This window comes from Novispirillum itersonii (genome assembly GCF_014205675.1).
In the GTDB taxonomy this organism is placed as follows: Bacteria; Pseudomonadota; Alphaproteobacteria; order Rhodospirillales; family Rhodospirillaceae; genus Novispirillum; species Novispirillum itersonii_A.
Genome location: NZ_JACIIX010000001.1, coordinates 621,211 through 648,080, shown reverse-complemented (window position 1 = coordinate 648,080; position 26,870 = coordinate 621,211). Strand labels below are relative to the sequence as shown.

The window sequence follows — 26,870 nt, the reverse complement described above, 5'->3', positions numbered from 1 at the left end:
CAGAGTGGGGGATCCCCTTCATGAATCCTGAAATCTTCCGGATCCGGCACCGGTGTGCCGGTCCTGTCTCCGTCCTTTTTACCGCCTTTCTGGCGGCCAGCCTGCTGTTGACGGTTCTGACCGTTGGGGCAGAGGCATCCGTGCGGATGCGCAAGAATATTGACGATCTGACTCCGCAGGAGCTGGCGGCCTATGAGCATGCCATTGATGTGATGCGGCAGAAGAGCCTTGCCAACAAGAACGACCGCGCAGGCTATCTGTGGCAGGCGTGGGTTCACAACTGCAACGGGGTGCCGGTCCCGGACTCCGGGGCTGCGGTTCCGATTGCGGCGGATCCGGCGAAAAACGGCTGGTTTTCCGATGCGGATGCTTTCTGTCCGCGGATGAAGGCACCGCCTGCCGGGTTTCATACCGAACACCCGGGGATGTGTGAACATGCCAAGGACCTGTTCCTGCCCTGGCATCGGGCGGAGTTTTTCTATTACGAGCAGGCCCTGCGGGCGGCAGACCCGGAAGGCCGCACCGGTCCGTCAACCCGGGGGGTGACGGTGCCCTACTGGAATTTTACGCAGACTCCCACCGGGGTCCGGTTCCCCAAGGCGTTTGAGAACCGGGAGTCTCCGCTGTTCTATCCGGGGCGGACGGAAGGGCCGCTGACGGAGGAGGACAGGCAGCGGACCTCGCCGTACCTGCTGGCTTACCTGATCCGGGACCTGAAGTGGCCGCAGTTCGGCGGGTATCAGGTCGGCGGGCCGGGGAACTATGGGGCCTTCGAGGCGATGATCCACAATTACATGCATGACACCTACATTGGCGGTGTGCTCGACACGCCGACGACAGCAGGTCTGGACCCGATCTTTTTCTCTTATCACGCCTTCATTGATTACATTCTGGAGGAATGGATCGACAGTCATGCGGCGTCGGAGATCACGTCGCCGAACCAGTACCTGCGGGGGCAGCAGTCTCCGGCCTTCCAGTCTCCGCCGGGCTTTGTGCCGGGAACCGGTGTGCAGACCATGGGGCAGGTGAAAAACTATCTGGATATCAAGGCGCTGGGGTATGGGTTTGATGGCGGTGGCCGTCCGCAGTTCCTCAGCGAGGCTGACCTGACCCGCCTGACCACGGCCTATGATGCCGAAAACAAGCAGGGCTTCGGGCAGGCCCCACAGAGCTTCTTCACCTACCTGCTGAGCGAGGGGGGTGCCCGTGGCTACCATTCCGGGGCGACCCCGGCGGTGGTGCAGTCGGTGCCTGTGGTGTTGCCGTCTGGGGCGCCGGACTCTCTGGCGGCGGTTGAGCTGGTTCGCAAACCCCTGCATCAGGGTTACAGCTATCAGGCCGATGTCTATCTGCATCCGGCTTCGGTTCCGGCCGATCTGAAGGATGATGCCTTCCGCAGCCGTTACCTCGCGACCTCGGTCAATTACTGGGAGCTGTCCGGCCCCGGCCATGATCATGGGGACATGACAGAGACCCGCCTGACCGCTGCGGTACAGCAGCCGGTGGCGAGCATTCAGGCCGGGGCACTGCGCAAGGAGGCCTGGATGATGACCGTCGGGATCACTCCGGCCGGACCCGCTGCGCGGCCGGATGATTTTGATCAGCCGCGTCTGACGGCAATCCCCGCCCAGTAAACCCGATCAGAGACAGGAGAACGCACCATGACCATGGATCGCCCCAGCTTTGAGCAGGATATCCGGCCGATCTTTGCCCCCTACGTTGCCTGCATGAAAAACGTCGTCCTGACGGATGACGACGGTGCGGCGGAAATGGATCTGGCCAGCTATGACTGCGTGGTCCGGTTCCATCAGCCGATCCGGGTGGCTCTTACCGGCTACCGTCCGGGCAGCACCGCACCGCATCCGATGCCACCGGGAGGGGCATTGCCGGACGATAAGATCGATCTTTTCCTGATGTGGGTGGAAACCGGAATGGCCCGGTAACGGGCCGGAGACCGGCGGCGGGGATCAGACCCCGCCGCCGACATCCAGAATTGCCCCGGTGGTGTAGGGCGAGGCATCGCCCAGCAGCCAGACAATGGCCGCCGCCACTTCCGCCGCCGTCCCGGCCCGCTGCATCGGCACCACTTTCTCCCACTTCTGTATGCGGTCCGGGATGCCGCTGGCGGCATGGATCTCGGTATCGATCAGGCCGGGGCGGACGCAGTTGACCCGCACCCCTTCCGCCGCCAGTTCTTTCGACAGGCCAATGGTCAGGGTATCCACCGCCCCTTTGGTGGCGGCGTAATCGACCCATTCATGCGGGGATCCCCGGCGGGACGCCCCGGAGGAGACCAGTACCACCGATCCCCCGCTGCCGCCGTGCCTGGTGGACAGGCGGCGCGCGGATTCCCGTGCCACCAACAGGCTGCCCAGCACGTTCACCTCAACCATGCGGGCCAGCCGCTCCGGGGTGGTGTCGGCCAGATCACCGGCCTTGGCGACAATCCCGGCATTGCCGACCACGCCCCGGACCGGCCCCAGCGCCTGTTCCACTGCATCGAAGGCGGCGCTGACCTCTTCGGCCCGGGCGACATCGGCCTGCACGGCCACGGCGTTGCTGCCGGTGGCGCGGAGTGCGTTGACCACAGCCTCCGCCGCTGCCCGGTCACTGACGTAGGTCAGGCCGACCTGCCAGCCCGCAGCGGCAAGCTGACGGGCGGTTTCGGCACCGATGCCGCGGCTGCCGCCGGTGATCAGGGCGACGGGGGCGGAGGACGGGGAGGTCATTCGCGTTTCAGTCCTTTGACGGCCAGTTCGGCCAGATAGGCGGCCCACAGGGCCTCCTGCCGCTGTCCGTAATCGGCCAGCGTTTCCCATGTGTACAGGCCAGTGTCGTGCCCGTCGTCGAAGATGATCTTGACGGCGTAATGGCCGACGGCCTCCAGATCGCGGATGCCGACGTTCTTTTTACCGGCGACGGTCTGCTTCTGCTCCGGGCTGTGGCCCTGCACCTCCGCCGACGGGCTGTTCACCCGCAGGAATTCCGCCGTGAAGGTATAGACCGCGCCGGTATCAAAGGTGACAGTCAGGGTGCGGTCCGCCCGGCTGACCGCGATTTCGGTCGGTTCCATCCCGGTTATCCGGCGGTATCGTCGAGGGAACGGGCTTCGTCGATCAGCATGATCGGAATGCCGTCGCGGATCGGATAGGCCAGACCGGCCTTGTCGGAGATCAGTTCCTGCCGGGCGGCGTCATAGCGCAGCGGGCCTTTCGACAGCGGACAGACCAGAATTTCCAGCAGCTTCGGGTCAACGGCCCGGAGGGCGGCGGTTTCGGACATGACAAAACTCCAGAGGACGGAAACGGCCTTATTGCCGCGGCAGTGTACCGGGGAACTGCGCCATTTCCAGCAGGGTGATCAGGACATCGGCCCGGTGCTGGGCGGTCGGGGCCTCCAGCAGGGCCTGTTTCTCGGTCGGGTCGAAGGGGAAGGTCATCGCCACCGTGTTGATCAGGTCGGCGGGCGGCAGGTCCGCCAGTGCCCGGTCATTCACCGGCATGCCGATGGTGTTGAGGAATTCGGTCAGGGCCTGCATCAGCCGGGCCCGGTCCACCTGCACCGGCGGCTGCGGGTTGAGGTCATCGGCGAACGGCATCCAGTCGGGGTCCACCATCCGGTAGGCCCGGGTCATCGGCCGTTCCTCGGTGATCCGGAAGCGGCACACCCCGGTCAGGGTGATCAGCAGCCGTCCGTCGGGGGTTTCCGAGAAACTGGAGATCCGCCCGGCGCAACCGACGGAGAACAGCGACGGCAGGGGCTCGCTGTCCGTCAGGGCTCCGCCGACCGGCTGCACCATGCCGATCATCCGCCCGATGCCCAGGGCATCCTGCACCATGCTCAGGTAGCGCCGCTCGAAGATATTCAGCGGCAGCCGTGACCATGGCAGCAGCAGCGCCCCGGACAGCGGGAACACCGGCAGCACCGGCGGCAGATCGCTCAGCCGGGGGTGAAACGGACCGGGAGCAGAAGACTCTACGACCATGACATCCCCTTCCTGTCTTGCCCGGTTCCGGTGCGGCGGGCGGCGGATGATCCGTCAGGAGAACAGCAGCGCCGACAGCTTGCGGCGGGCCGCCATGGTCACCGGATCGGTGTGACCGAAGGCTTCAAACAGCTTCAGGAGCTGGGTCTTGGCCTGCTCCTCATTCCAGCTGCGGTCAAGGCGGATAATGTCCAGCAGGGCATCGGCGGCCTGCTGACGGCGGTTGGCACCGAAGTAGGCCATTGCCAGATCATAACGGGCCTGCATGTCACCGGGGTTGGCGGCAACCTGCGCTTCCAGCGCCGCGAAATCGCCGGAGGCCTGACCGGCCAGTTCCACCTGCGTCTTCACCGAGGCAATCGCCGGGTGCTTCAGCAGGTCGGGCGGCAGCTGGGCAAGAATTTCGTCCACCGGCTCGGCTTCGCCCATCGCCAGATAGCAGCGCATCACCCCGGCGATGCCCTCGCCATTGGCCGGATCCTGCGCCAGAATCTGCTGGTAGATATCCATGGCGGTGGCGGCGTCGCCCTCTTCCAGCACCGCCTTGGCCTGGGCCAGCGCCTCGTCGATCACATTGCCGCCGCCGCTGAGACGGGCGATGAAGCTTTTGATCTGGCTTTCCGGCAGGGCGTTGGAAAAGGCATCAACCGGGCGGCCGTTAACGAAGCCGAACACGGTCGGCACCGCCTGCACCCGCAGCTGGGCCGCCAGCTGCTGTTCCTCGTCAACATTGATCTTGACCAGCCTGACCTTACCGGCGGACTGGCGGACCTGCTTTTCCAGCATCGGGCCGAAGGTCTTGCACGGCCCGCACCACGGGGCCGAGAAGTAGGCGATGACCGGAACCTCGCGCGAGGCTTCAATCACGTCTTTCATGAAGGTGGCGGCGGTGCCGTCCTTCACCGCATCGGCGGCAGCGGTCGGGCGGGGCGCGTGTTCGTCGAGAATGAAGCTCATGGGACTGGAAACCTGATAGTCAAAGGGTGAACCGGTTCAGTCTTCATAGATGGACCGTCTGTCCGGCGCTGGCAAGGTCTGTTATCAGCCCGGCGGTCGGGTGGCGGCGGATGCGGGAAGAGGGGCGGCGGCGACATTTTTTTGAAAAAACACACTTGCAAAGCCCCTGAAAGTCCGTCTATAAACCCGCCTACCGAACGACGGGCCAGTGCCCGGACAGCGGTGACCCACCGGAGACATCCGGTCGCCAAGCGGGCGTAGCTCAGGGGTAGAGCACAACCTTGCCAAGGTTGGGGTCGAGGGTTCGAATCCCTTCGCCCGCTCCAGTCAAAAAGGCTGCCTTACCGGGCAGCCTTTTTGCTTTTTGGTCCGGCGTTCCGGACGCAGCCTGTTGGCAGGCGGGGGGGATCATTCCCGCGCCCGGGCCCGCGTCGGGGCGCAGCCGAACCAGCGGCGGAAGGCCCGGCTGAAGGCGGACAGTTCAGAATATCCCAGCAGATAGGCGATGTCTGACATCGGCACATGGGTCTGGCTGAGGTACAGGGCGGCCAGATCGCGCCGGACCCCATCCACCGCGCCGGAAAAGCTCAGCCCTTCATCGGCCAGCCGCCGTTGCAGGGTCCAGCGGGCCATTCCCAGCGTGGCGGCGACATCGTCGATATGCGGATAGCCTTCCGGCAGGCGGCTGCGGATATCGGACTGCACCCGCGCCAGAAACGGCACGGTGCCGGTGCCGCCGGTCAGGGTTTTCAGGTCACTGCGCAGGCGGCTGAGGCGGGCAAGGTCGCCGCCGGGCATCCGCCGGTCAAACCCCCGGTCGCGCACCACCAGACAGTTGGTGCGCTGCCCGAAATGGACCGGGGCCCCGAAGGCGCGGCTGTGGTCCTGCGCGGTGCCGGGGCGCAGGTGCTCGAACTGCACTTCCTCCGGCGTCCAGTCGCTGCCGAGGCAGGTGCGGAAGACGTTGGCGAACATCCCCATGGTCAGTTCGGCATCCTGCCGCCGTTCGGCGATCCGGCTGTCGAGAATCCGGTATTCCAGCCGCCACAGGTCACCGTCCCGGGTCAGCCGGGTTTCCGTCGCCTGCTGGTGGAAGGGAAACAGGCTGGCCAGATTGTCCAGCGCCGCGCCCAGCGTCGGGGCAGCCAGAGCAATTTCCCCGATCAGGCCAAGGGCCTGCGGGCGAAACTGCTGCCCATACCACAGCCCGAAATTGTCGTTGCCGGTGTCGTCGGCGGCCAGTTCCATCATGGCGCAGTAATTGCCAAGATCAAGCGGCAGGACCGGGTTGCCGATGCACTGTTCCGGGACCCCGGCCTGAGTCAGCACCCGTTCGGCATCGCCGCCGCAGGCGGAAATGAAGTCGGTGATCCCGGAGGCGGCGGCGGCCAGCACATTACGTTGCCCGGGACGCTGCCCCGGACTCTGCCCGGAATTCTGGCCGGATGGGGCTGCCCCGGAAACGGGCGGCGGCGGTGCCATGAAACCTCCTGCCGGATGGAGAAAGGGGGCGGGGCGAAGAGTCCGGCAGGGCAGCCGCAGCCACCCCGCCGGACCCCCCGGGGGGGAGGCATCAGTCCGCCAGCGACCGGGCTTCGACCTGCGCCAGCGTCAGCAGCTCATCGGCTTCAGCGTTCTCACGCAGACCGGCGGTGAAGCGGTAGAACAGGAAGGCCACCGCCATCAGGCCGACAAACAGGCCGAACACCATCGGGTTGAAGTAGATCATGGTACCGAGGGCCAGCACCGCCGTCACCAGCGCGATGGCCGGGAACACCGGGTAGAACGGGGCGCGGAACGGGCGGTCCAGCGCCGGTTCGCTGCGGCGCAGTTTGAACAGGGCGGCCATCGACATGATGTACATCACGATGGCGCCGAACACCGACATGGTGACGATATTGGCGGTCAGCGGCTGGCCGCCGATGGTGATCAGGCTGTCGGAGAAGATGGCGGCAATGCCGACCACACCCCCGGCCAGAATCGCTTTCACCGGGGTGCGGGTGCGCGGATTGACGGTGGCAAAGGCCGGGGGCAGGAACCCGGCGCGGGCCAGCGCGAAAATCTGGCGGGAATACCCCATGATGATGCCGTGGAACGAAGCAACCAGACCGAACAGGCCGATCCACACCAGCATGTGCAGCCAGCCGGAGGACTCGCCGACCACCATCTTCATCGCCTGCGGCAGCGGATCGTTGATGTTGGACAGGGTCGTCCAGTCGCCGACGCCACCGGCCATGATCATGGTGCCGAAGGCAAGGAACACCAGAGTCAGGATCCCGGCGATATAGGCCTTGGGAACGGTCTTGGTCGGATTTTTGGTTTCCTCGGCGGCCATGGCGGCACCTTCGATGGCCAGAAAGAACCAGATGGCAAACGGAATGGCGGCGAAGATCCCGGTCAGCGACTCGCTGGTGAAGGTTCCCTGCCCGGCCCAGCCGTTGGCGGCGAAGGTGGCGAAGCTGAAGCCGGGGGCCACCACGCCCATGAACACCAGCAGTTCGATGATTGCCAGCACGGTGATGAACAGCTCGAAGGTGGCGGCGATGGTGACGCCGACGATGTTCAGCCCCATGAAGACGATATAGGCCCCGACGGCGGCCAGCTTGGGATCAAGCGCCGGGAACTGGACGTTCAGATAGGCCCCGATCGCCAGCGAAATGGCCGGAGGGGCGAAAACGAACTCAATCAGAGTGGCCATTCCGGCGATGAAGCCGCCGATCGGCCCGAAGGCACGGTAGCTGTAGGCAAAGGGGCCGCCCGCATGCGGGATGGCGGTGGTCAGTTCGGTGAAGCTGAAGATGAAGGTGGTGTACATGGCGGCGATCAGGATGGTCGTCACCAGAAAGCCGAGGGTGCCGGCGGCGGCCCAGCCATAGGACCAGCCAAAATATTCGCCGGAAATCACCAGCCCGACCGCAATGCCCCACAGGTGCAGGCCGGACAGGCTGCGGTGCAGCCCGGATTGAGGTTTCTCTGACATCGGGGTCTCCCAGATAACGAGATTCAGGTGCCCGGCCTGCGGCCGGAGATGCATTACGGGGGTGTCGGAAGGGTCTCGGGCGCCCCGGTTGACTCCAGGGTCGGCGCTTCCTCTTTCAGGTCGACGCCGGTCAGCGTGCGCCGCCGGGCTTCGGTCATCAGCCACACCAGCTTTTCGGCGGCCAGCGCCGGGGACAGACCGTTGGCATGGATGTTGGACAGGCAGTTGCGTTCGGAGTCCTTGCGGCCCGGACGCGGGTCATAGGTCAGGTAAATGCCCAGCGAATCCGCCACCGACAGGCCGGGGCGCTCGCCGATCAGCACGGCGGCCAGGGTGGCCCCCAGCGCGTGGCCGACCGGGTCGCCAAGGGCGACGCGGGCCTGCCGGGCGGTGACGATCCGCACCTGCCAGCCGGGGATCCGGGCGAGAATTTCATGGGTCAGCGGTGCCGCCCATGCCTGCACGGCGGCGGCGGACAGGCCATCGGCAATCACCAGAACCAGATCACAGGCCCCGGCGGGCGGGCGGGCCGCGTTCAGGCGGGCCGGGCTGTCGGCATCCAGCCGCCGCCCCAGATCCGGGCGGCGCAGGTAGGTGGCGCGGTCCGGGGCATCGCTGTGGACGGCGATCACCGGGCCGGTGGCCGCCAGCGGCAGGTCTGCCGCCAAGGCATCCCAGTCAACGGTGCCATAGACGGCATCCCGGGCCAGCGCATGGGCCATCTGGAAATCCAGCAGGGCCGGGGTCGGCAGGGCATCCCCGGCCCGGCCAAGGCCGATGCGGGCGCGGGTGGCGCTGCGGAAGCGGGCAAACGGATCCAGCGGCAGGATGGTGGCGGTCGGCAGATCGGCGGACGGGGGCATGCGGGTGTCTCCCTTATCCCATCAGGCGGCGGAACGCCGGTTGGTCGGGGGTGGGCGGCGGCAGGCGGCCGCTGTCGTCCAGCAGGCCCATCCGGGCCAGCCAGCCGTCAAATTCGGGGGCAGGGCGCAGGGCCAGCCGGTGCCGCAGGCCGAGGATGTCGTGGTAGCTGAGGCTCTGGTAATTCAGCATCACGTCATCGGCCCCGGGGACGCCGATCACAAAGTTGACTCCGGCGGTGGCCAGCAGGGTCATCAGGGTGTCCATGTCATCCTGATCGGCCTCGGCGTGGTTGGTGTAACAGACGTCCACCCCCATCGGCACGCCCAGCAGCTTGCCGCAGAAATGGTCTTCCAGACCGGCGCGGATGATCTGCTTGCTGTCAAACAGGTACTCCGGCCCGATGAAGCCGACGACGGTGTTGACCAGAAACGGATCGAAGGCCCGGGCGACGGCATAGGCGCGGACCTCGACGGTCTGCTGATCCACCCCGTGATGGGCATCGGCGGACAGGGCGCTGCCCTGCCCGGTCTCGAAATACATGACGTTGGTGCCGACCGTGCCGCGCTTCAGGCTGCGGGCGGCCTCCAGTGCCTCGGACAGGATCGACAGCGAGATGCCGAACCCCCGGTTGGCGGCTTCGGTCCCGGCGATGCTCTGGAACACCAGATCCAGCGGCGCGCCGCGTTCCATCGCCTGAAGGCTGTTGGTGACATGGGTCAGCACGCAGGACTGGGTGGGGATGTCGTATTTGGTGCGGACCTGATCGAGCATCTCCAGCAGGGTCATGCAGGCGCTGAGGTTGTCGGTGGCCGGATTGATGCCGATCACCGCGTCGCCAATGCCGAACAGCAGCCCGTCGAGGGTCGAGGCGGCAATCCCCAGCGGATCATCGGTCGGGTGGTTGGGTTGCAGGCGGCTGGACAGGCAGCCGTCCAGCCCGACGGTGGTGCGGAAGGCGGTGACCACCCGGCATTTGGCGGCCACCGCCATCAGGTCGGCGTTGCGCATCAGCTTGGAGACGGCAGCGACCATTTCCGGGGTCAGGCCGGGGGCCAGGGCACGCAGGGCCTGCGCGGTGGCGGCGTAGGACAGCAGCCAGTCGCGGAATTCCCCCACCGTCAGCGAGGCCACCGGGGCAAAGGCGGCGGCATCGTGGGTGTCGCAGATCAGGCGGGTGACCTCATCGGTTTCGTAAGGAATCAGCGGCTGATCGAGGAAGATCTTCAGCGGCAGGTCGGCCAGCACCATGCGGGCGGCGACGCGGCGGGTATCGGTGGCGGCGGCAAGACCCGCCAGCTCATCCCCGGACCGGCGCGGCGAGGCGCAGGCCATGACGGTGGAGAGGCTGTCGAAGGTGTGGCGCTGTCCGCCGGTCTGGACACTGAAAGAAGCCATGGTGTCCGGTCCTGTGCTGCTGATCCGGTCAGGAGAGTATGGCAGTCCTCCCTTCAACCTTATTTGACATTTCAGCACAAAAAAGAAGCGTTATTCGCAGATGCACACTTTATATGCACAGCGCAGCATCATTTTTCCGTGCTGCGAAGAGCCGGATATTTTTTTGAAAAAGGGGCTTGCAAAATGGAAAAAAACCGACGATAAACCGCCCCCTGACGTCTGGAGCGTCACCCACCGGAAACGGTGCCGCAAACGGAATGCGGGCGTAGCTCAGGGGTAGAGCACAACCTTGCCAAGGTTGGGGTCGAGGGTTCGAATCCCTTCGCCCGCTCCAGTTTCAGAAACGGCAGTGCGCAAGCGCTGTCTGCCATGCGGGCGTAGCTCAGGGGTAGAGCACAACCTTGCCAAGGTTGGGGTCGAGGGTTCGAATCCCTTCGCCCGCTCCAGTTTCAGAAACGGCCTGTCGCAAATGCGGCGGGCCGTTTCGCTTTTTGGCATCCTTTTCAGTTTGGCTCCGGTCCGGGTCTTGACGATCTGCGCCAGCGGTCCACCTTTCAGACGGGAGTGTTTCCTCTCTCTCTGACCCCGAGGTGCGCCATGACGGCTGTTCCCCCCGCTGAGATCCTGACGGCTGATGGGCCGGTCTCTGAAACCGATCGCCGGTCGCTGCTGAAGGCGCTGGCAACCGCGCCGCTGGCGGCGGTGCTGGCATCCCCGGCGCTGGCCGGAGTCGCGGCATCGACCACCACGATGGTGACGCTGGATGTGCCCGGAGTCGGCCCGGTTCAGGCGGCGCTGGCCCTGCCGGAGGCGCAGAAGGCCCCGGCGGTGGTGCTGATTCATGAATGGTGGGGCCTGAACGACCAGATCAAGAGTGTGGCGGCGGATCTGGCCCGCAGCGGCTATGTGGCGCTGGCGGTGGATCTGTTCGGCGGCAAGGTCGCCACCGATGCCGAGGCGGCCAAGGCGCAGATACAGGCGGTGAAGCCGGAGGTGGCCACTGCAACGATGGTGGCGTGGATCAGCTGGCTGCGGCAGCACCCGCGTGGCACCGGTAAGGTGGCGACGCTGGGCTGGTGTTTCGGCGGCGGCTGGTCGGTCAATGCCTCGCTGGCGACTCCGGTGGATGCCACGGTCCTGTATTATGGCCGGGTGCCGTCGGATCCGGTGGCGCTGAAGGCCCTGAAGGGGCCGGTGCTGGGGCACTTCGGGGAAAAGGACCAGTCAATCAACCACGCGATGGTTGATCCCTTTACCGCCGCGCTGAAGCAGAACGGCCATCCGGCGGATATTTACTGGTACGACGCCGATCATGCCTTCGCCAACCCGACCGTCGCCCGCTATGACGAGGCAGATGCCCGGTTGGCGTGGGAGCGGACACTGGCCTTCCTGAAGAAGACGGTCGGCTGATCCGCCGCACAGGCGGCGTCACCGGAATGGGCAGCGGGGGCCGGACCTGATAGGGTCCCCGCTGTCCTTTTGGTTTTTCAGCCCTGTTCGGAGACCGCACCGTGTCGCAGAGTCCGGCCATCCTTTACGCATTCCGTCTGACCGGTCACGGTGGGGCCGAGCCGCTGGAGCCTGTGGAGGGCGGCCTGATCCCGGCGCTGGCCGGGGCGACGCCGGAGCGGCCGGTGTGGGTGCATCTGAATGGCGGGCCGGCGGAAACCCGGGCCTTTCTTGACACCGTGGTGCAGGCCGGACTGATCCCGCCGATGGCGCTGGATGCGCTGATGGCGGAACAGACCCGGCCGCGCTGCCTGCCGATGGACCCGGGGGTGCAGATCAATCTGCGCGGAGTCAATCTGAACGCCAATGCCGACCCCGAGGATATGGTCTCGGTGCGGCTGTGGGTCAGTGCCAGTCTGGCGTTCAGCGTGCGGATCCGCCGCCTGCTGGCGATGGAAGATATCCGGCAGGCGCTGGAAGAGGGCAAAGGGCCGCAGACCACCGGTGACTTTCTGGTGCAGGTGGCGCGGGCGCTGGGGCTGCGGGTGCAGCCGGTTGTCGATGCCCTGAAGGAAGAAATCGACACGCTGGAGGAAGAAGCGGAGGGGCAGCATACGCAGGGGCTGCGCGACCGTCTGGCCGAGGAACGCCGCCGGATCATCGCGCTGGCCCGTTATCTGCGCCCGCAGGTTGATGCGCTGGATACCCTGCTGGGGCTGGATCTGCCGTGGCTGTCGCACCGCCGCCGCCAGCAGCTGGCGACCACGGCGGACCGGTTCCGCCGCCTGACCGAGGATCTGGATGCCGCCCGCGATCATGCCGCGGTTTTGCAGGACCAGATCGCGGCGGCGCTGGCGGACCGGCTGAGCCGCACCGGCTTTTCGCTGACGGTTCTGGCCAGCGTCTTCATGCCGCTGAGCTTTCTCACCGGCCTGCTGGGTATCAACGTGGCGGGCATCCCGTTCGCCGAAGCGCCGCAGGCCTTCTGGTGGGTCTGTGCCCTGCTGGTGCTGCTGGCGGTGGGGCAGCTGGCCTTTTTCCGCTTCAAGCGCCTGCTGTAACCTCTTCCCCGGCTGTGTTTCCCGTCAGTGGAAGGCCTGATGCAGCTCGCAGGTCTGGGTCTGCGGCACGGACCGGCACAGGGTCATCAGGGCGGACTGGCTGCCCCGGGCATACAGCCGCACGATTGCCCCGGTTCCCGGGCCGGAGCCGGGGATGAAGCCGGGCAGGTAATACGGGGCCAGTGTCGCCAGATCGGGGACGGTGACCGCCAGCCGGTTCCAGTGGATTTTTGCCTCTTCCTCAGTCCGGAAGAGGCCAAGATGCGCCAGAACCGTGGTTTCCCCGGCGGCGGGCACCAGTGCATGCGCCGGTTTGCGGTCCGGCGGCGCGGGGCGGGCCTTGCCTTCCTCCTGCGGCGGTGGCGGCGGCGCGTTTTCGGCCTCATCAGACCCGGTTTTGGGTTTTTCCGGCGTCTTGGGCGGGGCAACCCGGTTCAGCAGCGGAATCCGTCCGGACTCCAGATCGGCAAGGGCATCCCTGGCATCCGTGTTGCCCAGCGTGGCCGCCTTGCGCAGCCAGTGCCTGCCTTCTTCGGTGTTGCGCGGCACTCCGGGGGCGCCATCCAGATACAGCATCCCCAGATTGACCATCGCCCGGTCAAAGCCAAGGTCGGCCGCCTTGCGGTACCAGAAGGCGGCCTGCACGGCATCGGCGGGAACGCCCCGGCCCCAGCGGTACAGGTGGCCGAGGTTGCGCATGGCGGCCTGATCGCCTGACTGGGCGGCGGCGGTCCATTCCCGGGCTGCCGTGGCAAAGTCCCCGGCTTCATAGGCCTTCAGTCCTGCCGGGAAATCAGCATGGGCGGGACCGGCGGTCAGGCTCAGCCCGAGAGCGGCCAGAGCGGCAAGGATCAGGACGGGGCGGCGGGACGGACGACGGGCAGCCACGGGGGGACTCCTTCACGGCGGACCGGCTGCCCGCAGGGCGGGCCGGTTCAGGGGCGTCGGTTTCTTACAGGCGGCCGGAAAACGGGCGGCCGCTCAGCAGGGTGACAAGGTGCGCCAGCGCGAGAAGAATAGCCAGAATCGCCACGGCTGCTAGGGGTCTCCATGGAAAATGCCAGATTTTTCCAAGCTCTGGCGGCATGCGGTCCCGCCAGACCGCCACTCCGACCACGGCAGCAGAGACCAGAATGACAGTAAGGGTGATGAGGGTTTCATAATTTTGCACGTGCGAAGCCCTTGAAATTAACCGGAATCAGGCGTTCTCTGTGAGGTAGGGGAAAAATCCCCGTTTAAAATAATACACACGCTCAGGATTCAATCTCATGGGACTTCTCCAGCAGACTGCCAAGCAGGATCTCATCGATCGTGCCGTAAAGCTGGTACATGATCGGCTGTCCGGCGACCGTGCCGCAATGGCCGAAAGTTTCCTCCGTCAATACACGCGCGATGTGCCCCCGGCCGATCTGGAAGAGATCGATGCCGAGCAGCTGTACGGCTCGACCGTTTCGCTGCTGGGTTTTGCCCGTCAGCGGACGCCCGGCACCCCGAAGATCCGGGTGTATAATCCGCGTCTGGACGAGCATGGCTGGACCGGCGACCACACGGTGGTCGAGGTGGTCAACGACGACATGCCGTTTCTGGTCGATTCGGTGTCATCGGCGCTGACGGCGCATGGGCTGAACGTGCTGCTGGTGGTGCACCCGATCCTGCACACCCGCCGCTCCGCCGACGGGGCGCTGGCCGAGGTGCTGGACGCGGATGCCCCGGTGACCGACGGCGTGCTGACCGAATCGGTGATCCACATTGAAATCGGCGAGCAGGGCGATCCGAAGGTCCTGAAGATCATCGCCGCCGATCTGGAAACCGTGCTGCGCGATGTCCGCCATGCGGTGGCCGACTGGCCGCAGATGACCCAGCGGGTGCATGCGCTGGCCAAGGAAATCACCGAATCGGACGCCCCGGTTGATGGCATCGAGGAAAAGGCTGAGGATATCAGCGCCTTCCTCGGCTGGATGGTCGATAACCACTTCACCCTGCTCGGCACCCGCCATTATGCCTTCACCTACTCCGGCGATGCCTCGGTGGATGGCGGCATTGCGGTGGAAGGTTCCGACGGGCTCGGCATCCTGCGCGATCCGGATTATCTGGTGTTCGACGAACTGCGCCACATGTCCGACCTGCCGCCGGAAATGCGGGCTTTTGTCAGCCAGCCGACCTATCTGCTGATCACCAAGTCCAACCGTACCGCCCGCGTCCATCGCCCGGTGCATATGGATGTGATCGGGGTGAAGCGGTTTGACGCCGCCGGGCGGGTGATCGGCATTGATATGCTGGTCGGCCTGTTCACCTCCAACGTCTACACCAACAGCGCCAGCTTTGTGCCGGTGCTGCACACCAAGATTGACCGCATCATGCGCCGGGTCGGCTTCCGCCCGTCCAGCCATGACGGTAAGCGCGTTCTGTCGATTCTGGAAAACCTGCCGCGCGATGAACTGTTCCAGGCCAGCGACGACAAGCTGATGGAAATCGCCGTCGGCATCCTGCACTTGCAGGACCGGGCCCGCACGGCGGTGTTCGTCCGTCAGGACGAGTTCGAGCGCTTCGTCTCGGCGCTGGTGTTTGTGCCGCGTGACCGCTTCGATACCGCGCTGCGCCTGACCATCCGGAAGATCCTTGAGGAGTCCTTCGCCGGTCAGCAGATCGCCTATTCCACGCAGGTCGGCGACAGCCCGCTGGCGCGCCTGCACTGCATGATCAAGACCGTTCCGGGCCAGATTCCGGCGTGGGATGTCAAGCAGATCGAAAACCGCATCTCCGAGGCGGCCCGGGCGTGGACCGATCACCTGCACGACGCGATTCTTCAGGCCAAGGGCGAAGAACGCGGCGGCCGTCTGCTGCGCCGTTACGGCATGGCGTTCCCCAGCTTCTACAAGGAGCGCTACACCGCCCAGAGTGCGGTGTTTGATATCGACCGGATCGAAGAAGCCCTGCACGGCTCCGGCCTGTCGCTGAACCTGTACCGCCCGCTGGAAGCGTCGGACGATCAGGTCAGCTTCAAGGTGTATCGCGCTGACCAGCCGGTGACCCTGTCTGAAATCCTGCCGATGCTGGAAAATATGGGCTTCCTCGTCAGCGGCGAAATGCCGTTCGAGGTGTCTCTGGATGACGGCAAGCGGTCGGTGTGGGTTCATGACTTCTCGATGCGCAGTGCTGATGGCACGGCGGTGTCGGTCGGGCAGATCCGGGCCGCCTTCCACGAAGCCTTCCTGTCGATCTGGCAGGGCAATGCTGAAAACGACGGTTTCAACCGTCTGGTGGTGTCCTCCGGTCTGGCCTGGCGCGAAGTGGTGATGCTGCGCGCCTATGCCAAGTATCTGCGGCAGGCGGCATTCACCTTCTCGCAGCAGTCGATTGAGGCGGCGCTGGCCAACCACACCGGCATTACCCGGCATCTGGTCAAGCTGTTCCATGTCCGCTTCGATCCGGCGGGCAGTGATGCCGATGAGGAAGCCGGTCTGGAGGCACGGATTCTGGAAGAACTGGAATCGGTCACCAGCTCCGACGAAGACCGGATCCTGCGCCGCTACCTGAACCTGATCCAGTCGACCCTGCGGACCAACTTCTATCAGGCCGCCGCCGATGGCAGCCCGAAGGCCTATGTGTCCTTCAAGATCGACAGCCGGAAGGTCGAAGACCTGCCGTTGCCGCGCCCGATGGTGGAAGTGTGGGTCTACAGCCCGCGGGTGGAAGCGATCCATCTGCGCGGCGGTAAGGTGGCCCGTGGCGGGATCCGCTGGTCGGACCGCCGCGAAGATTTCCGCACGGAAATTCTCGGCCTGATCAAGGCCCAGATGGTGAAGAACGCGGTGATCGTGCCGGTCGGATCCAAGGGTGGCTTTGTGGTCAAGCGTCCCCCGGCGACCGGCGGGCGTGAAGCCTATATGGCGGAAGGCATCGAGTGCTACCGCACCCTGATGCGCGGTCTGCTCGACATCACCGATAATCTGGTGGCCGGGGCGGTGGTGCCGCCGCCGCAGGTGCGTCGCCGTGATGAAGACGACCCGTACCTGGTGGTTGCCGCCGACAAGGGCACCGCAACTTTCTCCGATATCGCCAACGCCATTTCGCAGGAATATGGCTTCTGGCTGGATGATGCCTTCGCCTCCGGCGGCTCTCAGGGCTATGACCACAAGGCCATGGGCATCACCGCCAAGGGCGCGTGGGAAGCGGTGAAGCGCCACTTCCGCGAAGTCGGCCACGACACTCAGACGCAGGATTTCAGCTGCATCGGTGTCGGCGACATGTCGGGCGACGTGTTCGGCAACGGGATGCTGCTGTCGCGGCATATCCGTCTGCAGGCGGCGTTCAACCACATGCACATCTTCATTGACCCGACCCCGGATGCGGCGGCGGGCTTTGAGGAACGTCAGCGTCTGTTCGCCCTGCCGCGTTCGACCTGGGCCGATTATAACCGGGATCTGATCTCGGCCGGTGGCGGGATCTTTGAACGCTCGGCCAAGCGCATTCCGGTCAGCCCGGAAATGAAGGCGGCCTTCGGCCTGACCGTTGACAGCATTGCCCCCAACGATCTGATTGTGGTGCTGCTGAAGGCGCAGGTTGACCTGCTGTGGTTCGGCGGCATTGGCACCTACATCAAGGCGTCGTTCGAGACCAATGCCGATGCCGGGGACCGTGCCAATGATGCCGTGCGCGTCAACGGCAACCAGATCCGGGCCACGGTGGTGGGCGAAGGGGCCAACCTCGGCATCACCCAACGTGGCCGTATCGAGATGGCCCAGAGCGGCGTGCGGCTGAACACCGACGCCATCGACAATTCGGCGGGTGTGGACTGCTCTGACCACGAGGTCAACATCAAGATCCTCGTCAATCAGGTTCTGGCCAACGGCGACATGACCCTGAAGCAGCGCAACCAGCTGCTGGCGGACATGACCGACGAGGTCGGGGCGCTGGTTCTGCGGGATAACTACCTGCAAACTCAGGCGATTTCCCTTGTGCGGTCGCGTGGGGTGGATCTGCTGGACCATCAGGTCCGTCTGATCCGTATGCTGGAACGCGCCGGGCGCCTTGACCGTGGCATCGAGTTCCTGCCCGACGATGAAACCATCGCCGAGCGCCTGACCAACCGCACCGGTCTGACCCGGCCGGAACTGGCGGTGCTGATCGCCTATTCCAAGCTGTGGCTGTTTGACGAGATCATCGACAGCGATCTGCCCGATGATCCGTCGATGGAAGCGGATCTGATTGCGTACTTCCCGACTCCGCTGCGGGAAACCTACGCCAGCCAGATCAAGGCCCATAAGCTGAAGCGGGAAATCATCGCCACCCACGCGGCCAACAGCATTGTCAACCGCGCCGGTATCACCTTCATGACCCAGATCATGGAAAAAACCGGCCAGCCGCCGGCGGTGATCGCCCGGGCCTATGTGGTGTCGCGGGATGCCTACGGCCTGCGCCAGCTGTGGACCGATATCGAGGCGCTGGACACCAAGGTGTCGGCGGATGTGCAGCTGGATATGCTGAACGCCGCCAACCGGCTGATTGAACGCAACACCCTGTGGGTGCTGCGCCATGTGCCGCAGCCGATTGATCAGGGGGCGCTGATTGCCTCCCTGCGCGAAGGGGCGGAAGCCCTGCTGGGGTCGGTCGAGAGCCTGTGTTCGGCGGATATGGCCGAGGCCATGGCCCGCCGGGTGGAGGCCCTGACCACTGCCGGTGTGCCGGATGATCTGGCCCGCCGTGTTGCCTCTATGGGGCTGCTGGAGTCGGTGCCGGACGTGGTGCGCCTGTCGGGCGAACTGAACGCCGGGATTGCCGTTGCCGCTGCGCAGTACTTCGCGGTGGGCAGCCGCTTCGGCCTCAGCTGGCTGCACAGCGCGGCGGAAGCGCTGCTGCTGTCCGGCAGCCATTGGGAAAAGCTGGCCGCTGCTGCGGTGATCGACGAGCTGTACGCCCTGCAACGGGCGGTGACAGCACGGATCCTGACCACTCAGCCGGGGCTGGCCCCGGATCAGGCGCTGGCCAACTGGGCGGAAGGCTACCGCGCGGCGGTGGACCGGACCGACCAGCTGCTGGGCGAACTGCGGGCGGCTGCCAGTGTTGATCTGGCGATGCTGACCGTGGCCAGCCGTCAGTTCGGCTCGCTGGCCGGGTAATCCGCGTTCCGTCTGTTTCACGGAGACCGGGGTGTGGCAACGCACCCCGGTTTTTGTTTGCCCTGCCCGGATCTGTCTGTGACCTTGATAAATAATCATTTTGATTTGCATTTGCAGGCTGGAAGCTGATTCCCCTTCGCCTGAAAAAGCACTATGACAGTGATATATCCGGGGTCCGGCGGAGGCCGCCACCCCGGTTGATCGATCTCCCGCAGGAAGGAGCGCCCAGAGATGGCCCCCAATAAGAAGAACCCGCTGAAGCTGAATCCGTTGCAGCTGAAGACCCTGACCCTGTTGCAGGTTCTGGCCAGGCTGTCCGGCACCAGCCAGCCGGATGCCGCCACCGGTCAGCCGTTCATCACCACTTTCCCGGATCCGCATGGCAACCACTTCCACCTCGGCCCCTATGTGGTGATGACGCAGGATGCCACCGGCCTGCGCAATGAGGCGGTATGGGTTGCCCTGACCCGCAAGGGCGTGGCGGAAAGCCGCTGGCCGGTCGGCATTGTGCTGACGCAGGCCGGGCAGGATTACGACACCGGCCTGCAGGATGTGATTCTGCACGGCTCCGACCACTGAGCGGATCTTCCGGCATGACCACACCGCTCTCCCGGCCCGCTGACCGGCCCGTTGACCGGCTCAACCGTGGCCGGGTGGCGGCGTGGTGCCTGTTTGACTGGGCCAACAGTGCCTTTCCGGCGCTGGTGATGACCTTCATCTTCGCCACCTATTTCACCAAAGCCGTGGCGGTAACGCCGGAAGAGGGGACCGCCCTGTGGGGCTGGGCGATGGGGGCGGCCGGGCTGGGGATTGCCCTTCTGGCCCCGGTCGGCGGTGCCATCGCCGACCATGCCGGACGGCGGAAACCGTGGCTGGCCGCGACGCTTCTGGTCTGCATCCTCTGCACCGCCGGTCTGTGGTGGGTGCGGCCCGATCCGTCGTCGGTGCCGCTGGCGCTGGTTTTGGTGGCGGTGGGGACGGTGGCGTTCGAGGCCGGGATGGCCTTTTACAACGCCCTGCTGCCCTCGGTGGCCCCGCCGCACCGGCTGGGTGCGGTCTCCGGCTGGGGCTGGGGACTGGGCTATGCCGGGGGGCTGGTGGCGTTGGTGCTGGCTCTGGTCGGATTCGTGCAGGCGGATCCGGCCCCGTTCGGGCTGGACGCGGCACAGGCGGAACCGGTGCGGGCCACCATGCTGCTGGCGGCGGTGTGGATGGCGGTGTTTGCCGTGCCCCTGTTCCTGAAGGTCCCGGAGGCCGGGCGGCCTGCCGGTCCCCGGTTCCCGGTGCGCCGGGCGGTGTCTGATCTGGTCCGCCAGGTCCGTGGCCTGCGGCGTGATCCGGTCCTCGGCTGGTTTCTGCTGGCGCAGATGCTGTATCTGGATGGCCTTAACACCCTGTTCGCCTTTGGCGGAATCTATGCCGCCGGGACGTTCGGAATGGGGATGGACGAGATCATTCTGCTCGGGATTGCCCTGAATGTGACCGCCGGGCTGGGGGCGGCGCTGTTCGGCTGGCTGGATGACCGGCTTGGGGCCCGCTGGATCATTGTGGCCGGGGTTGCGGCCATGGCCGGTCTGGGGCTTGGATTGCTGCTGATTTCCTCCAAGGGGCTGTTCTGGGCGCTGGTGCTGCCGCTCGGCCTGTTCTTCGGGCCGGTGCAGTCGGGCAGCCGGACCCTGATGGCGCGGATTGCCCCGGAAGAACGGCGGGCTGAACTGTTCGGGCTGGCGGCATTATCTGGTAAGATTACAGCCTTCGCCGGGCCGCTGGTGTTGGCGTGGGCGACGGCGGTCAGCGGATCGCAGCGGGTGGGAATGGCGACGATTCTGCTGTTTCTGACCGCCGGTCTGCTGGTTTTGTTGACGCGGGTCAAACCGGATGGGCACCCGACGCGTATACTTGAGTAATTCTGATCTATCGCAGACGACCTGAGGCCAGACCATGCCGCTGAAGCGCCACGAAAGTAACGTCCTGAAATTCCTGTTTCAGCATCTGGCTGTCGGGACAATGGGCGGGTTGGTGTTCGGGATTCTGCTGCTGTGGACGGATATCGGCAGTATCCGTAGCATGGCAATGCGCTCTGACAGTCCGGCGCTGATTCTGATCCTGTTGTTTTTTGGCCTGTTCGTAACCTTTGGCAGCGTTGCCATGGGCATCGGCATCATGAGTCAGGGCGAGGATAAAAACTGACCCTGTGAGCCTCTCTGTTCCAGCATAAAGGGCGCGGAAGAGACTCCCGCGCCCTTCGTTCTTCCGGCAAGGCCGGTCAGTGGCTGAACAGAACCGGCAGGGTGGCGTTATCCAGCACATGGCGGGTCACCCCACCCAGAATCAGCTGCCGCAGGCGGGAATGGGTGAAGGCCCCCATCACCAGCAGGTCCGCCCCGATTGCCCCGCAGGAGGTCAGCAGCGCAGAGCCGACAGCGGCCCCGCCAATCCCGGCCCCTTTGACCGGCTGCACGGCGGCGCTGACCCCATGCCACGCCAGATAGGTTTCCAGATCGGCGGGGGAGGTCAGGCTGTCGCCTTCCTCGGCCACCAGAATGGTCACTTTTTCGGCCTTCAGCAGCAGCGGCTGGGCGGCGGCGATGGCGCGCATCGCTTCCGGGCTGCCATTCCAGGCAATGGCGATATGGGTGCCCAGCGTGTTGACCGGGCGCGGCGGAGCCACCAGAACCGGGCGTCCGCTGTCCAGCAGCACCGCGTTCAGGGTGGCCTGAAGGGCCGGTTCTTCGTCAGATGCCGGGCGGCCGACCACAATCAGGTCGCTCATCCGGCCATGCAGGGCGGCGACGTCGTCTTCGGCCCCGACCACAACCTTCAGCGAGACGGACAGGCTGCCCGGGCCGGGCGGTTCATCGGTCACCGGCAGATCAAAACGGCCGACTGCCTGATTGAACAGGGCAGTCACTTCGGCTTCGCGTTCCTTGCCCTGCGTTTCGGTCAGGCGCATCACCTCATCGACCAATGCGCCGGACATGGCTTCGCCGATCAGCGGGATCGACGTCGCCGGATCCGGGCGGACATGCAGCACGCGGACGTGGCTGCCCTGCAACCGGCCCAGCAGGAAGGCTGTTTCCAGTGTGGCAAGGCCGGTCCGGGCATCGGGGATGACCGCCTGAAGAATTTTCAGTCCGGACATGATGTGTCTCCTGAAAACGGTCAGACCGGCGGGAGTCGGGCCGGTCTGGGCCGGAGGGCTGAGGCGAGGGGCATATACGGAAAGCCCCTTACGATTGAATGAGTATGACCTGATTTTCCGGGAACGGGAAGTGCGCCCGGCGCAGGGCTGCCGCCCGGTGGGCGGATACCCTGCGGGGGGATAAACGGTTGTGATTCTGTGAAAAACATCTGACCCGGGCAGAGAAAAGGGCCACCCGGCGACGGGTGGCCCCTGTTCTGGCTGGCTGTCAGGACGGGGTCCGGTGGATCCTGCCTGTCCCGCCGGGAGCTTACGCCCCGTGGCACTTCTTGTACTTCTTGCCGGAGCCACAGTGGCACGGATCATTCCGGCCGAGCTTCGGACCCTGACGGACCACGGTGCGCGGACCGTTGTTACCGTCGATGTACATCCACGCGCCGTCAAGCTTGCGGAAGTAGCCGGTTTCGTGGTGGGCATAATCCTTGCCGCCCAGCGTGAAGCGGGCGACGAACTCGACGTAGCCTTCTTCGTCGTTCTCACCGCCCAGTTCGGTGCTGACCACGCTCAGGCCCAGCCATTCGCTGGACTTGGCCCATTCTTCGATATGGGTGCGGTTGAAGTCGGTGCGGGCTTCCGGGGCAATGCTGTTTTCAATGTGGTCGACATTGCCGGTGACGAAGGCGCTGTAGCGCGACCGCATCAGGGCTTCGGCAGTCTTGGCCGGGGCGGTGCCGGTCAGGATCGGCTCGCAGCAGGCGGCAAAAGTCTGGCCGGAACCACAGTGGCAAAGAAGGTCGGTCATGGACGGTCTGCTTTCTTGAAAAACGGATGATAAAAAGGCGGTGTGCCGGTCAGCCCTGCGGCCGCAGGGCGGCCCGGGCCTGCCGGTCGGTGTCGCGGCGGGATCCGGAACTGTTGATCCGGGTCCAGTGGATCGGCCCGGTATCATAGGTTTGCTGCTGCTGCAAGACGGCAACCGTGGCGTCGGAGGCATTGCGGGTGCGTTTGCGGATCCGGTCGGCGGCGACGGCGGTGTCGGCCTCCAGCCACAGACCGTGGAACGGAACCCCGGCAACCGCCGCGACAGCAGCGATGGCGTCCCGCTCTCCGGCTTTGGCAAACACCGCATCGGCGATCACCGGCAGCCCGGATCCCAGCACGCGCAGGGCATCAGCATACAGCGCGGCATAGGTGTGGGCGGAGGACTCCGGGGTATAGGCCTCCGGTGGCAGGGTGTCGTAAGGGCCGCAGCCGTGCAGGCGCTTGCGGATTACATCGGTGCGCAGCACCACCGCTCCGGTGCCCTGCCCGAGTCCAGCCGCCAGATGGCGGGCGCAACGGCTTTTTCCCGATCCCGACAGTCCGCCGACCGCAATCAGCCGGGGCGTGGACGGATGCAGATATGCGTCAGCCTCCCGCAGATAGCGCCGGGCCTCGGCATGCAGCGCCGATGGATCTGCATGATAGGCGGCGATGCTGGCCAGCACATGCGCCCGGATCTGGGCCCGCAGGGACAGAAACAGTGGCAGCAGCACCAGACCGTCCAGATCATTGGTCTGTTCCAGCCAGGCATTCAGCACGGTCGAGGCTTCCCGTGTGTATCCGGCGTGCCGCAGATCCATCAGCAGGAAGGCCAGATCGTACAGGATGTCGATCTGGGCAAAGTCCTGATTGAACTCGATACAGTCAAAGGCGACCGGCTTGCCGTCCAGCAGGCAGATGTTGCGCAGGTGCAGGTCGCCGTGACATTGCCGGACCAGACCGTCGGCCCGGCGCTGATCGAGCCGGGCGGTCAGGGCATGGATGCGGGAGCGGGTGGCGGCGATCACCCGGTCAATCTCCCGTCCCTTGAAGACGGTGCCGCGATGGACGTTCATCGACACGGCGTTGCCGTCCAGCGTGTGGTGCATGGCGGCGGCCCCGCCATGGGCCTGTGTCGGGGCCGCCGCCTGATGGAAGGCGGCCAGTCCTTCGGCCAGATCCAGCAGCAGCGGCCGGTCCAGCCCCCGGCGGGCGGCAACCGACTCCAGCAGGGCATCCTGCGGGAAGCGGGCCATGCGGATCACCCAGTCAACCACCTCGGTTCCGGCGGGCGGGGTATCGTGCAGCGACAGGGTACCATCCGCCCCCTGACACAGGGCGCTGACCCCCAGATACAGGGACGGCGCGGTCCGGCGGTTCAGCGTCACCTCGGCCCGGCAGGCGGCTTCCCGGGCCTGAAGGGGGGCAAAATCAAGGAACGGCAGCGTGACGGCTTTTTTCAGCTTCAGGGCCTGGGATCCGGCCAGAAAAACGGCGGAGATATGGGTATCGATCCGCTCAACCGGTGTGCCCGCAGGCAGGCCGTGTGTGGCGGGATCGGCAAGAAGACTGTATGCCCGCTGCTGATCATACAGCGGCTGGCCATCGGATGCGGGCGGGGGCGTTTCAGTCTGTGTCATGGCGCGCACGGTACCCGAATTTCCGGGGGAAGAAAATGGGGCAGGCGGACTGTTACAAGCCCGTTCTGCGGGAAACCTGCGGAAGAGGTCTTGTCTCAGATTCCCGAAGCGATTAGGGTTCCCGCCGATTCAGACCCTGTTCCCGGCGTGCCCGCTTGGCGGAATCGGTAGACGCAGCGGACTTAAAATCCGCTTTTCGCAAGAGAGTGCCGGTTCGAGTCCGGCAGCGGGCACCAACAGGTAGAGAAAACCGTCTTTTCCTCAGCATATGCTTCCGGTGGCATCCGCGCCTCCTTGCTCTGTGGTCTCCCGGTCGGGGAGGACGGAAAACGCGCAAACACGCGCAAGGGAGTACGACTTACGGTTGGGTTCTGCGTGTGACGCCGGACAGGCATGGCGAAAGGCATAATTGACCCGGACGGCTCCTTCTGGCTCCATTACCCTTGGGCAAGTAGGTATATGACAGAATATGCACTTTGCGCCCTGTCGGGTCCGCCGGACCCCTGTGGCGTAGGGAACATGTTAATGTCTTTGGTGTTATAGCGTTGTGGACTCACAGCGGCGCAGGCATCGGGCAGTGCGGATCGGGAAGGGTGTTTAAGTTTATGCCGGGCTGGCAGAGTGACCTTGCCAAAAGGGAACCGCCCGGGATGAACTGCTGAGCGTCGCTGTGCGGTTTGCCAGGTGTTTTAAGGAGCAACCGCATGATCGGCCTGTCCCGCAGTTTTCAGGCTGCACAGCGTCCGAAGGATCTGATCGCCGGACACCGCCATATGGCGGAACTGGTCAGTGCCTCTTTGGTGATCAACCTTGTGGCGCTGGCCCTGCCGCTGTCCATGCTTCAGGTCTATGACCGTATTCTGCCGAACCACAATACGGCCACCCTCGACATGCTGACGCTGGGGGTGCTGACCGCCATTGTGCTGGAAGCCCTGCTGCGGACCGTGCGCGAAGGCATTGCCGGGCTGGTGTCGGCCCGCTTTGAACACCGCGGCCATTACGAGACCCTGCGCCGTCTGCTCAGTCTGCCGCTGTCGGGCTTTGAACGCGATGGCGGCGGCACCCATCTGGAACGTCTGTCGGCGATTGACCGTCTGCGCGATCAGTTCGGCGGGCGGACCCTGCTGGCTCTGGTCGATGCCCCGTTCGTGGTGATCTATCTGGCGGTCATCATGTTCCTTGGCGGCTGGCTGGTGCTGATGCCGATCCTTGCTTCCCTTGTTTTCATCGCCGTGTCGATCTGGCAGGGCCATCAGCTGCGCGGCGCCACCGAGCAGACCGGCGAACAGGACGAACGCCGTTTCAATTTCATGCTGGAAACCCTGTCCGGGATCCAGACCGTCAAGGCGCTGTCCGCCGAAACCCAGATGCTGCGCCGCTTCGAGCGCCTTCTGGAAGGGGCGCTGGGCGGGCGCCGTGGTCTGGCGGTGCGGCAGGGCAATGGCCAGATTACCAGCGCGATCTATATGCAGGCCCTGACCGTCCTGACCGTGGCCTTCGGGGCGCTGATGGTGGTCGACCATGCGATGACCGTCGGCAGTCTGGGGGCCTGCACCATGCTGGCCGGCCGGATTGCCCCACCGATTCAGGCCGGGATCGGGGTGTGGCTGCGCCGTCAGAGCGTCCATACCGCCATCCAGCGGGTGGAGGAAACCTTCTCCATGCCGGTTAATATTTCCATGAAGCCGCTGGAGGTGACCGAGGGTATCCTGACGCTGGAAAACGTCAGTCACGGCAAGCGGCCGGACGGCACCTTCGTCGTGCAGGATGTCAACCTGACCCTCCGGCCCGGCGAATCGATCAGTATCCGTGGGGAAAACGGCAGCGGGAAGTCGCTGCTGCTGTGGCTGATGACCGGTCAGGTCCGTCCCGATAAGGGGCGGGTGCTGATGGATGGACAGGATCTGTCCTCGGTGGATCCGCAGTCGGTGGCCAGCCTGATCGGCGTACTGCCGGAGCAGGGCGAGGTGTTCACCGGCACCCTGATGGAAAATCTGACCCTGTTTGATGCGGAACGGGAGCAGGACGCCCTGAAAGTGGCGGATGAGCTGGGGTTGAACGAGGTGGCGGCCAGTCTGGCGCAGGGCTTTGATGCCCCGCTGGGCGGGCGGATCGGGTCCTCGCTGCCGCGAGGGGTGATCCAGCGTATTGCCATTGGCCGGGTGTTGACGGCGGACCCGCTGATCGTGCTGTTCGACGATGCCAACGCCCTGCTGGACGGGGCCTCGGACCAGCGGCTGACCGAGGCGATTGAACGCCGGATGCCGACCTGTGGCGTGGTGATTGTCAGTCACCGTCCGTCCACGTTGCGGATTGCCGCCACTCATTATGAAATCCGGGATGGCCGTCTGCTTCTGCTGGAGAACCCGATGGCCCCGGTTCCGGTCAAGCCGCCGGCCCCGCCGCAGGCGGCCCTGCCGGGATCGGGACAGGCTGCCGGACCCGGGGTTGCCCCGGGCAGCGGATCGTAAGGGGGG

The 26,870-nt window shown here is 65.2% G+C and carries 23 protein-coding genes and 4 tRNA genes; 13 read left to right on the top strand and 14 right to left on the bottom strand.

All coding sequences use genetic code 11. The annotated features are described in order from the left end of the window. The first annotated feature begins 20 nt into the window (after positions 1-20). The gene (locus tag FHS48_RS02975) at positions 21-1,634 is read left to right on the top strand and encodes a tyrosinase family protein (RefSeq protein ID WP_184261213.1); all 1,614 of its coding nucleotides are present in this window, start codon (positions 21-23) and stop codon (positions 1,632-1,634) included. 27 nt (positions 1,635-1,661) lie between these two features. Next, the gene (locus tag FHS48_RS02970) at positions 1,662-1,943 is read left to right on the top strand and encodes a hypothetical protein (RefSeq protein WP_184261211.1); all 282 of its coding nucleotides are present in this window, start codon (positions 1,662-1,664) and stop codon (positions 1,941-1,943) included. A gap of 24 nt (positions 1,944-1,967) precedes the next feature. Here FHS48_RS02970 and FHS48_RS02965 read toward each other — a convergent pair whose 3' ends face one another. From FHS48_RS02965 to FHS48_RS02945, 5 genes are read right to left on the bottom strand one after another with little or no spacing between them, the layout of a single operon-like run. Then, positions 1,968-2,729, bottom strand: coding sequence for an SDR family oxidoreductase (locus tag FHS48_RS02965; RefSeq protein ID WP_184261208.1), 762 nt, complete (start codon positions 2,727-2,729; stop codon positions 1,968-1,970). Continuing rightward, on the bottom strand, positions 2,726-3,073 hold the full coding sequence (locus FHS48_RS02960; RefSeq protein WP_184261205.1) for a gamma-butyrobetaine hydroxylase family protein: 348 nt from the start codon (positions 3,071-3,073) through the stop codon (positions 2,726-2,728). The genes FHS48_RS02965 and FHS48_RS02960 overlap by 4 nt, the downstream gene beginning before the upstream one ends. Before the next feature lie 5 nt (positions 3,074-3,078). After that, positions 3,079-3,282: a Trm112 family protein gene (locus FHS48_RS02955; RefSeq protein WP_184261202.1), complete on the bottom strand. Its 204-nt coding sequence runs from the start codon at positions 3,280-3,282 to the stop codon at positions 3,079-3,081. A gap of 28 nt (positions 3,283-3,310) precedes the next feature. Next, the gene (locus tag FHS48_RS02950) at positions 3,311-3,985 is read right to left on the bottom strand and encodes an LON peptidase substrate-binding domain-containing protein (protein WP_184261199.1); all 675 of its coding nucleotides are present in this window, start codon (positions 3,983-3,985) and stop codon (positions 3,311-3,313) included. A gap of 54 nt (positions 3,986-4,039) precedes the next feature. After that, positions 4,040-4,942 (bottom strand): thioredoxin family protein, encoded by a 903-nt coding sequence (locus FHS48_RS02945; RefSeq protein ID WP_184261196.1) that lies wholly within the window; start codon positions 4,940-4,942, stop codon positions 4,040-4,042. Positions 4,943-5,193: 251 nt separating this feature from the next. On the opposite strand from FHS48_RS02945, the gene FHS48_RS02940 reads away from it, so the two are divergent. Next, positions 5,194-5,268 (top strand) — tRNA-Gly (locus FHS48_RS02940). An 82-nt stretch (positions 5,269-5,350) separates the two neighbouring features. On the opposite strand, the gene qhpR is transcribed toward FHS48_RS02940, so the two are convergent. The 4 genes from qhpR to FHS48_RS02920 all read right to left on the bottom strand — a co-directional run bounded on the left by qhpR (position 5,351) and on the right by FHS48_RS02920 (position 10,181). Then, complete coding sequence (gene qhpR / locus FHS48_RS02935) at positions 5,351-6,424, bottom strand: AraC-like transcriptional regulator QhpR (RefSeq protein ID WP_260402292.1); 1,074 nt, start codon at positions 6,422-6,424, stop codon at positions 5,351-5,353. A gap of 91 nt (positions 6,425-6,515) precedes the next feature. Then, positions 6,516-7,922: an ethanolamine permease gene (gene eat / locus FHS48_RS02930; protein WP_184261193.1), complete on the bottom strand. Its 1,407-nt coding sequence runs from the start codon at positions 7,920-7,922 to the stop codon at positions 6,516-6,518. 53 nt (positions 7,923-7,975) lie between these two features. Then, positions 7,976-8,785, bottom strand: a complete 810-nt coding sequence (gene eutC / locus FHS48_RS02925) for an ethanolamine ammonia-lyase subunit EutC (protein WP_184261191.1) — start codon at positions 8,783-8,785, stop codon at positions 7,976-7,978. Between the two features lie 13 nt (positions 8,786-8,798). Beyond that, a complete protein-coding gene (locus FHS48_RS02920) occupies positions 8,799-10,181 on the bottom strand; it encodes an ethanolamine ammonia-lyase subunit EutB (RefSeq protein WP_184261188.1) in 1,383 nt (460 codons plus the stop codon). Between the two features lie 259 nt (positions 10,182-10,440). On the opposite strand from FHS48_RS02920, the gene FHS48_RS02915 reads away from it, so the two are divergent. From FHS48_RS02915 to FHS48_RS02900, 4 genes are all read left to right on the top strand, one after another. Continuing rightward, positions 10,441-10,515 (top strand) — tRNA-Gly (locus FHS48_RS02915). 37 nt (positions 10,516-10,552) lie between these two features. Then, a tRNA-Gly gene (locus tag FHS48_RS02910) sits at positions 10,553-10,627 on the top strand. A gap of 151 nt (positions 10,628-10,778) precedes the next feature. Next, positions 10,779-11,591, top strand: a complete 813-nt coding sequence (locus tag FHS48_RS02905) for a dienelactone hydrolase family protein (protein WP_184261185.1) — start codon at positions 10,779-10,781, stop codon at positions 11,589-11,591. A 101-nt stretch (positions 11,592-11,692) separates the two neighbouring features. Next, positions 11,693-12,691: a zinc transporter ZntB gene (locus FHS48_RS02900; RefSeq protein ID WP_184261182.1), complete on the top strand. Its 999-nt coding sequence runs from the start codon at positions 11,693-11,695 to the stop codon at positions 12,689-12,691. 24 nt (positions 12,692-12,715) lie between these two features. On the opposite strand, the gene FHS48_RS02895 is transcribed toward FHS48_RS02900, so the two are convergent. Together FHS48_RS02895 and FHS48_RS02890 are read right to left on the bottom strand one after the other, a co-directional pair. After that, on the bottom strand, positions 12,716-13,579 hold the full coding sequence (locus FHS48_RS02895; RefSeq protein WP_184261179.1) for a tetratricopeptide repeat protein: 864 nt from the start codon (positions 13,577-13,579) through the stop codon (positions 12,716-12,718). 64 nt (positions 13,580-13,643) lie between these two features. Beyond that, entirely contained in the window at positions 13,644-13,862 is a 219-nt protein-coding gene (locus tag FHS48_RS02890; RefSeq protein ID WP_184261176.1) for a hypothetical protein, read from the bottom strand. A gap of 97 nt (positions 13,863-13,959) precedes the next feature. Between FHS48_RS02890 and FHS48_RS02885 the strand changes: the two genes are divergently transcribed. The 4 genes from FHS48_RS02885 to FHS48_RS02870 all read left to right on the top strand — a co-directional run bounded on the left by FHS48_RS02885 (position 13,960) and on the right by FHS48_RS02870 (position 21,000). Then, positions 13,960-18,810 (top strand): NAD-glutamate dehydrogenase, encoded by a 4,851-nt coding sequence (locus FHS48_RS02885; protein WP_184261173.1) that lies wholly within the window; start codon positions 13,960-13,962, stop codon positions 18,808-18,810. 231 nt (positions 18,811-19,041) lie between these two features. Beyond that, positions 19,042-19,389 carry a hypothetical protein gene (locus FHS48_RS02880; protein WP_184261171.1) on the top strand — a complete coding sequence of 116 codons (348 nt, stop codon included), beginning with the start codon at positions 19,042-19,044 and terminating at the stop codon, positions 19,387-19,389. 14 nt (positions 19,390-19,403) lie between these two features. Next, positions 19,404-20,717 (top strand): MFS transporter, encoded by a 1,314-nt coding sequence (locus FHS48_RS02875; RefSeq protein WP_184261168.1) that lies wholly within the window; start codon positions 19,404-19,406, stop codon positions 20,715-20,717. 34 nt (positions 20,718-20,751) lie between these two features. Then, a complete protein-coding gene (locus FHS48_RS02870) occupies positions 20,752-21,000 on the top strand; it encodes a hypothetical protein (RefSeq protein ID WP_184261164.1) in 249 nt (82 codons plus the stop codon). Positions 21,001-21,076: 76 nt separating this feature from the next. Here FHS48_RS02870 and FHS48_RS02865 read toward each other — a convergent pair whose 3' ends face one another. From FHS48_RS02865 to FHS48_RS02855, 3 genes are all read right to left on the bottom strand, one after another. Further along, positions 21,077-21,952, bottom strand: a complete 876-nt coding sequence (locus FHS48_RS02865) for a universal stress protein (protein WP_184261161.1) — start codon at positions 21,950-21,952, stop codon at positions 21,077-21,079. 310 nt (positions 21,953-22,262) lie between these two features. Next, entirely contained in the window at positions 22,263-22,754 is a 492-nt protein-coding gene (locus FHS48_RS02860; protein ID WP_184261157.1) for a YchJ family protein, read from the bottom strand. Between the two features lie 49 nt (positions 22,755-22,803). After that, positions 22,804-24,393: a bifunctional aminoglycoside phosphotransferase/ATP-binding protein gene (locus FHS48_RS02855; RefSeq protein ID WP_184261154.1), complete on the bottom strand. Its 1,590-nt coding sequence runs from the start codon at positions 24,391-24,393 to the stop codon at positions 22,804-22,806. Positions 24,394-24,542: 149 nt separating this feature from the next. Between FHS48_RS02855 and FHS48_RS02850 the strand changes: the two genes are divergently transcribed. Together FHS48_RS02850 and FHS48_RS02845 are read left to right on the top strand one after the other, a co-directional pair. Next, positions 24,543-24,629 (top strand) — tRNA-Leu (locus FHS48_RS02850). A gap of 468 nt (positions 24,630-25,097) precedes the next feature. After that, positions 25,098-26,864, top strand: a complete 1,767-nt coding sequence (locus FHS48_RS02845) for a peptidase domain-containing ABC transporter (protein WP_184261151.1) — start codon at positions 25,098-25,100, stop codon at positions 26,862-26,864. The last annotated feature ends 6 nt before the right edge of the window (positions 26,865-26,870 follow it).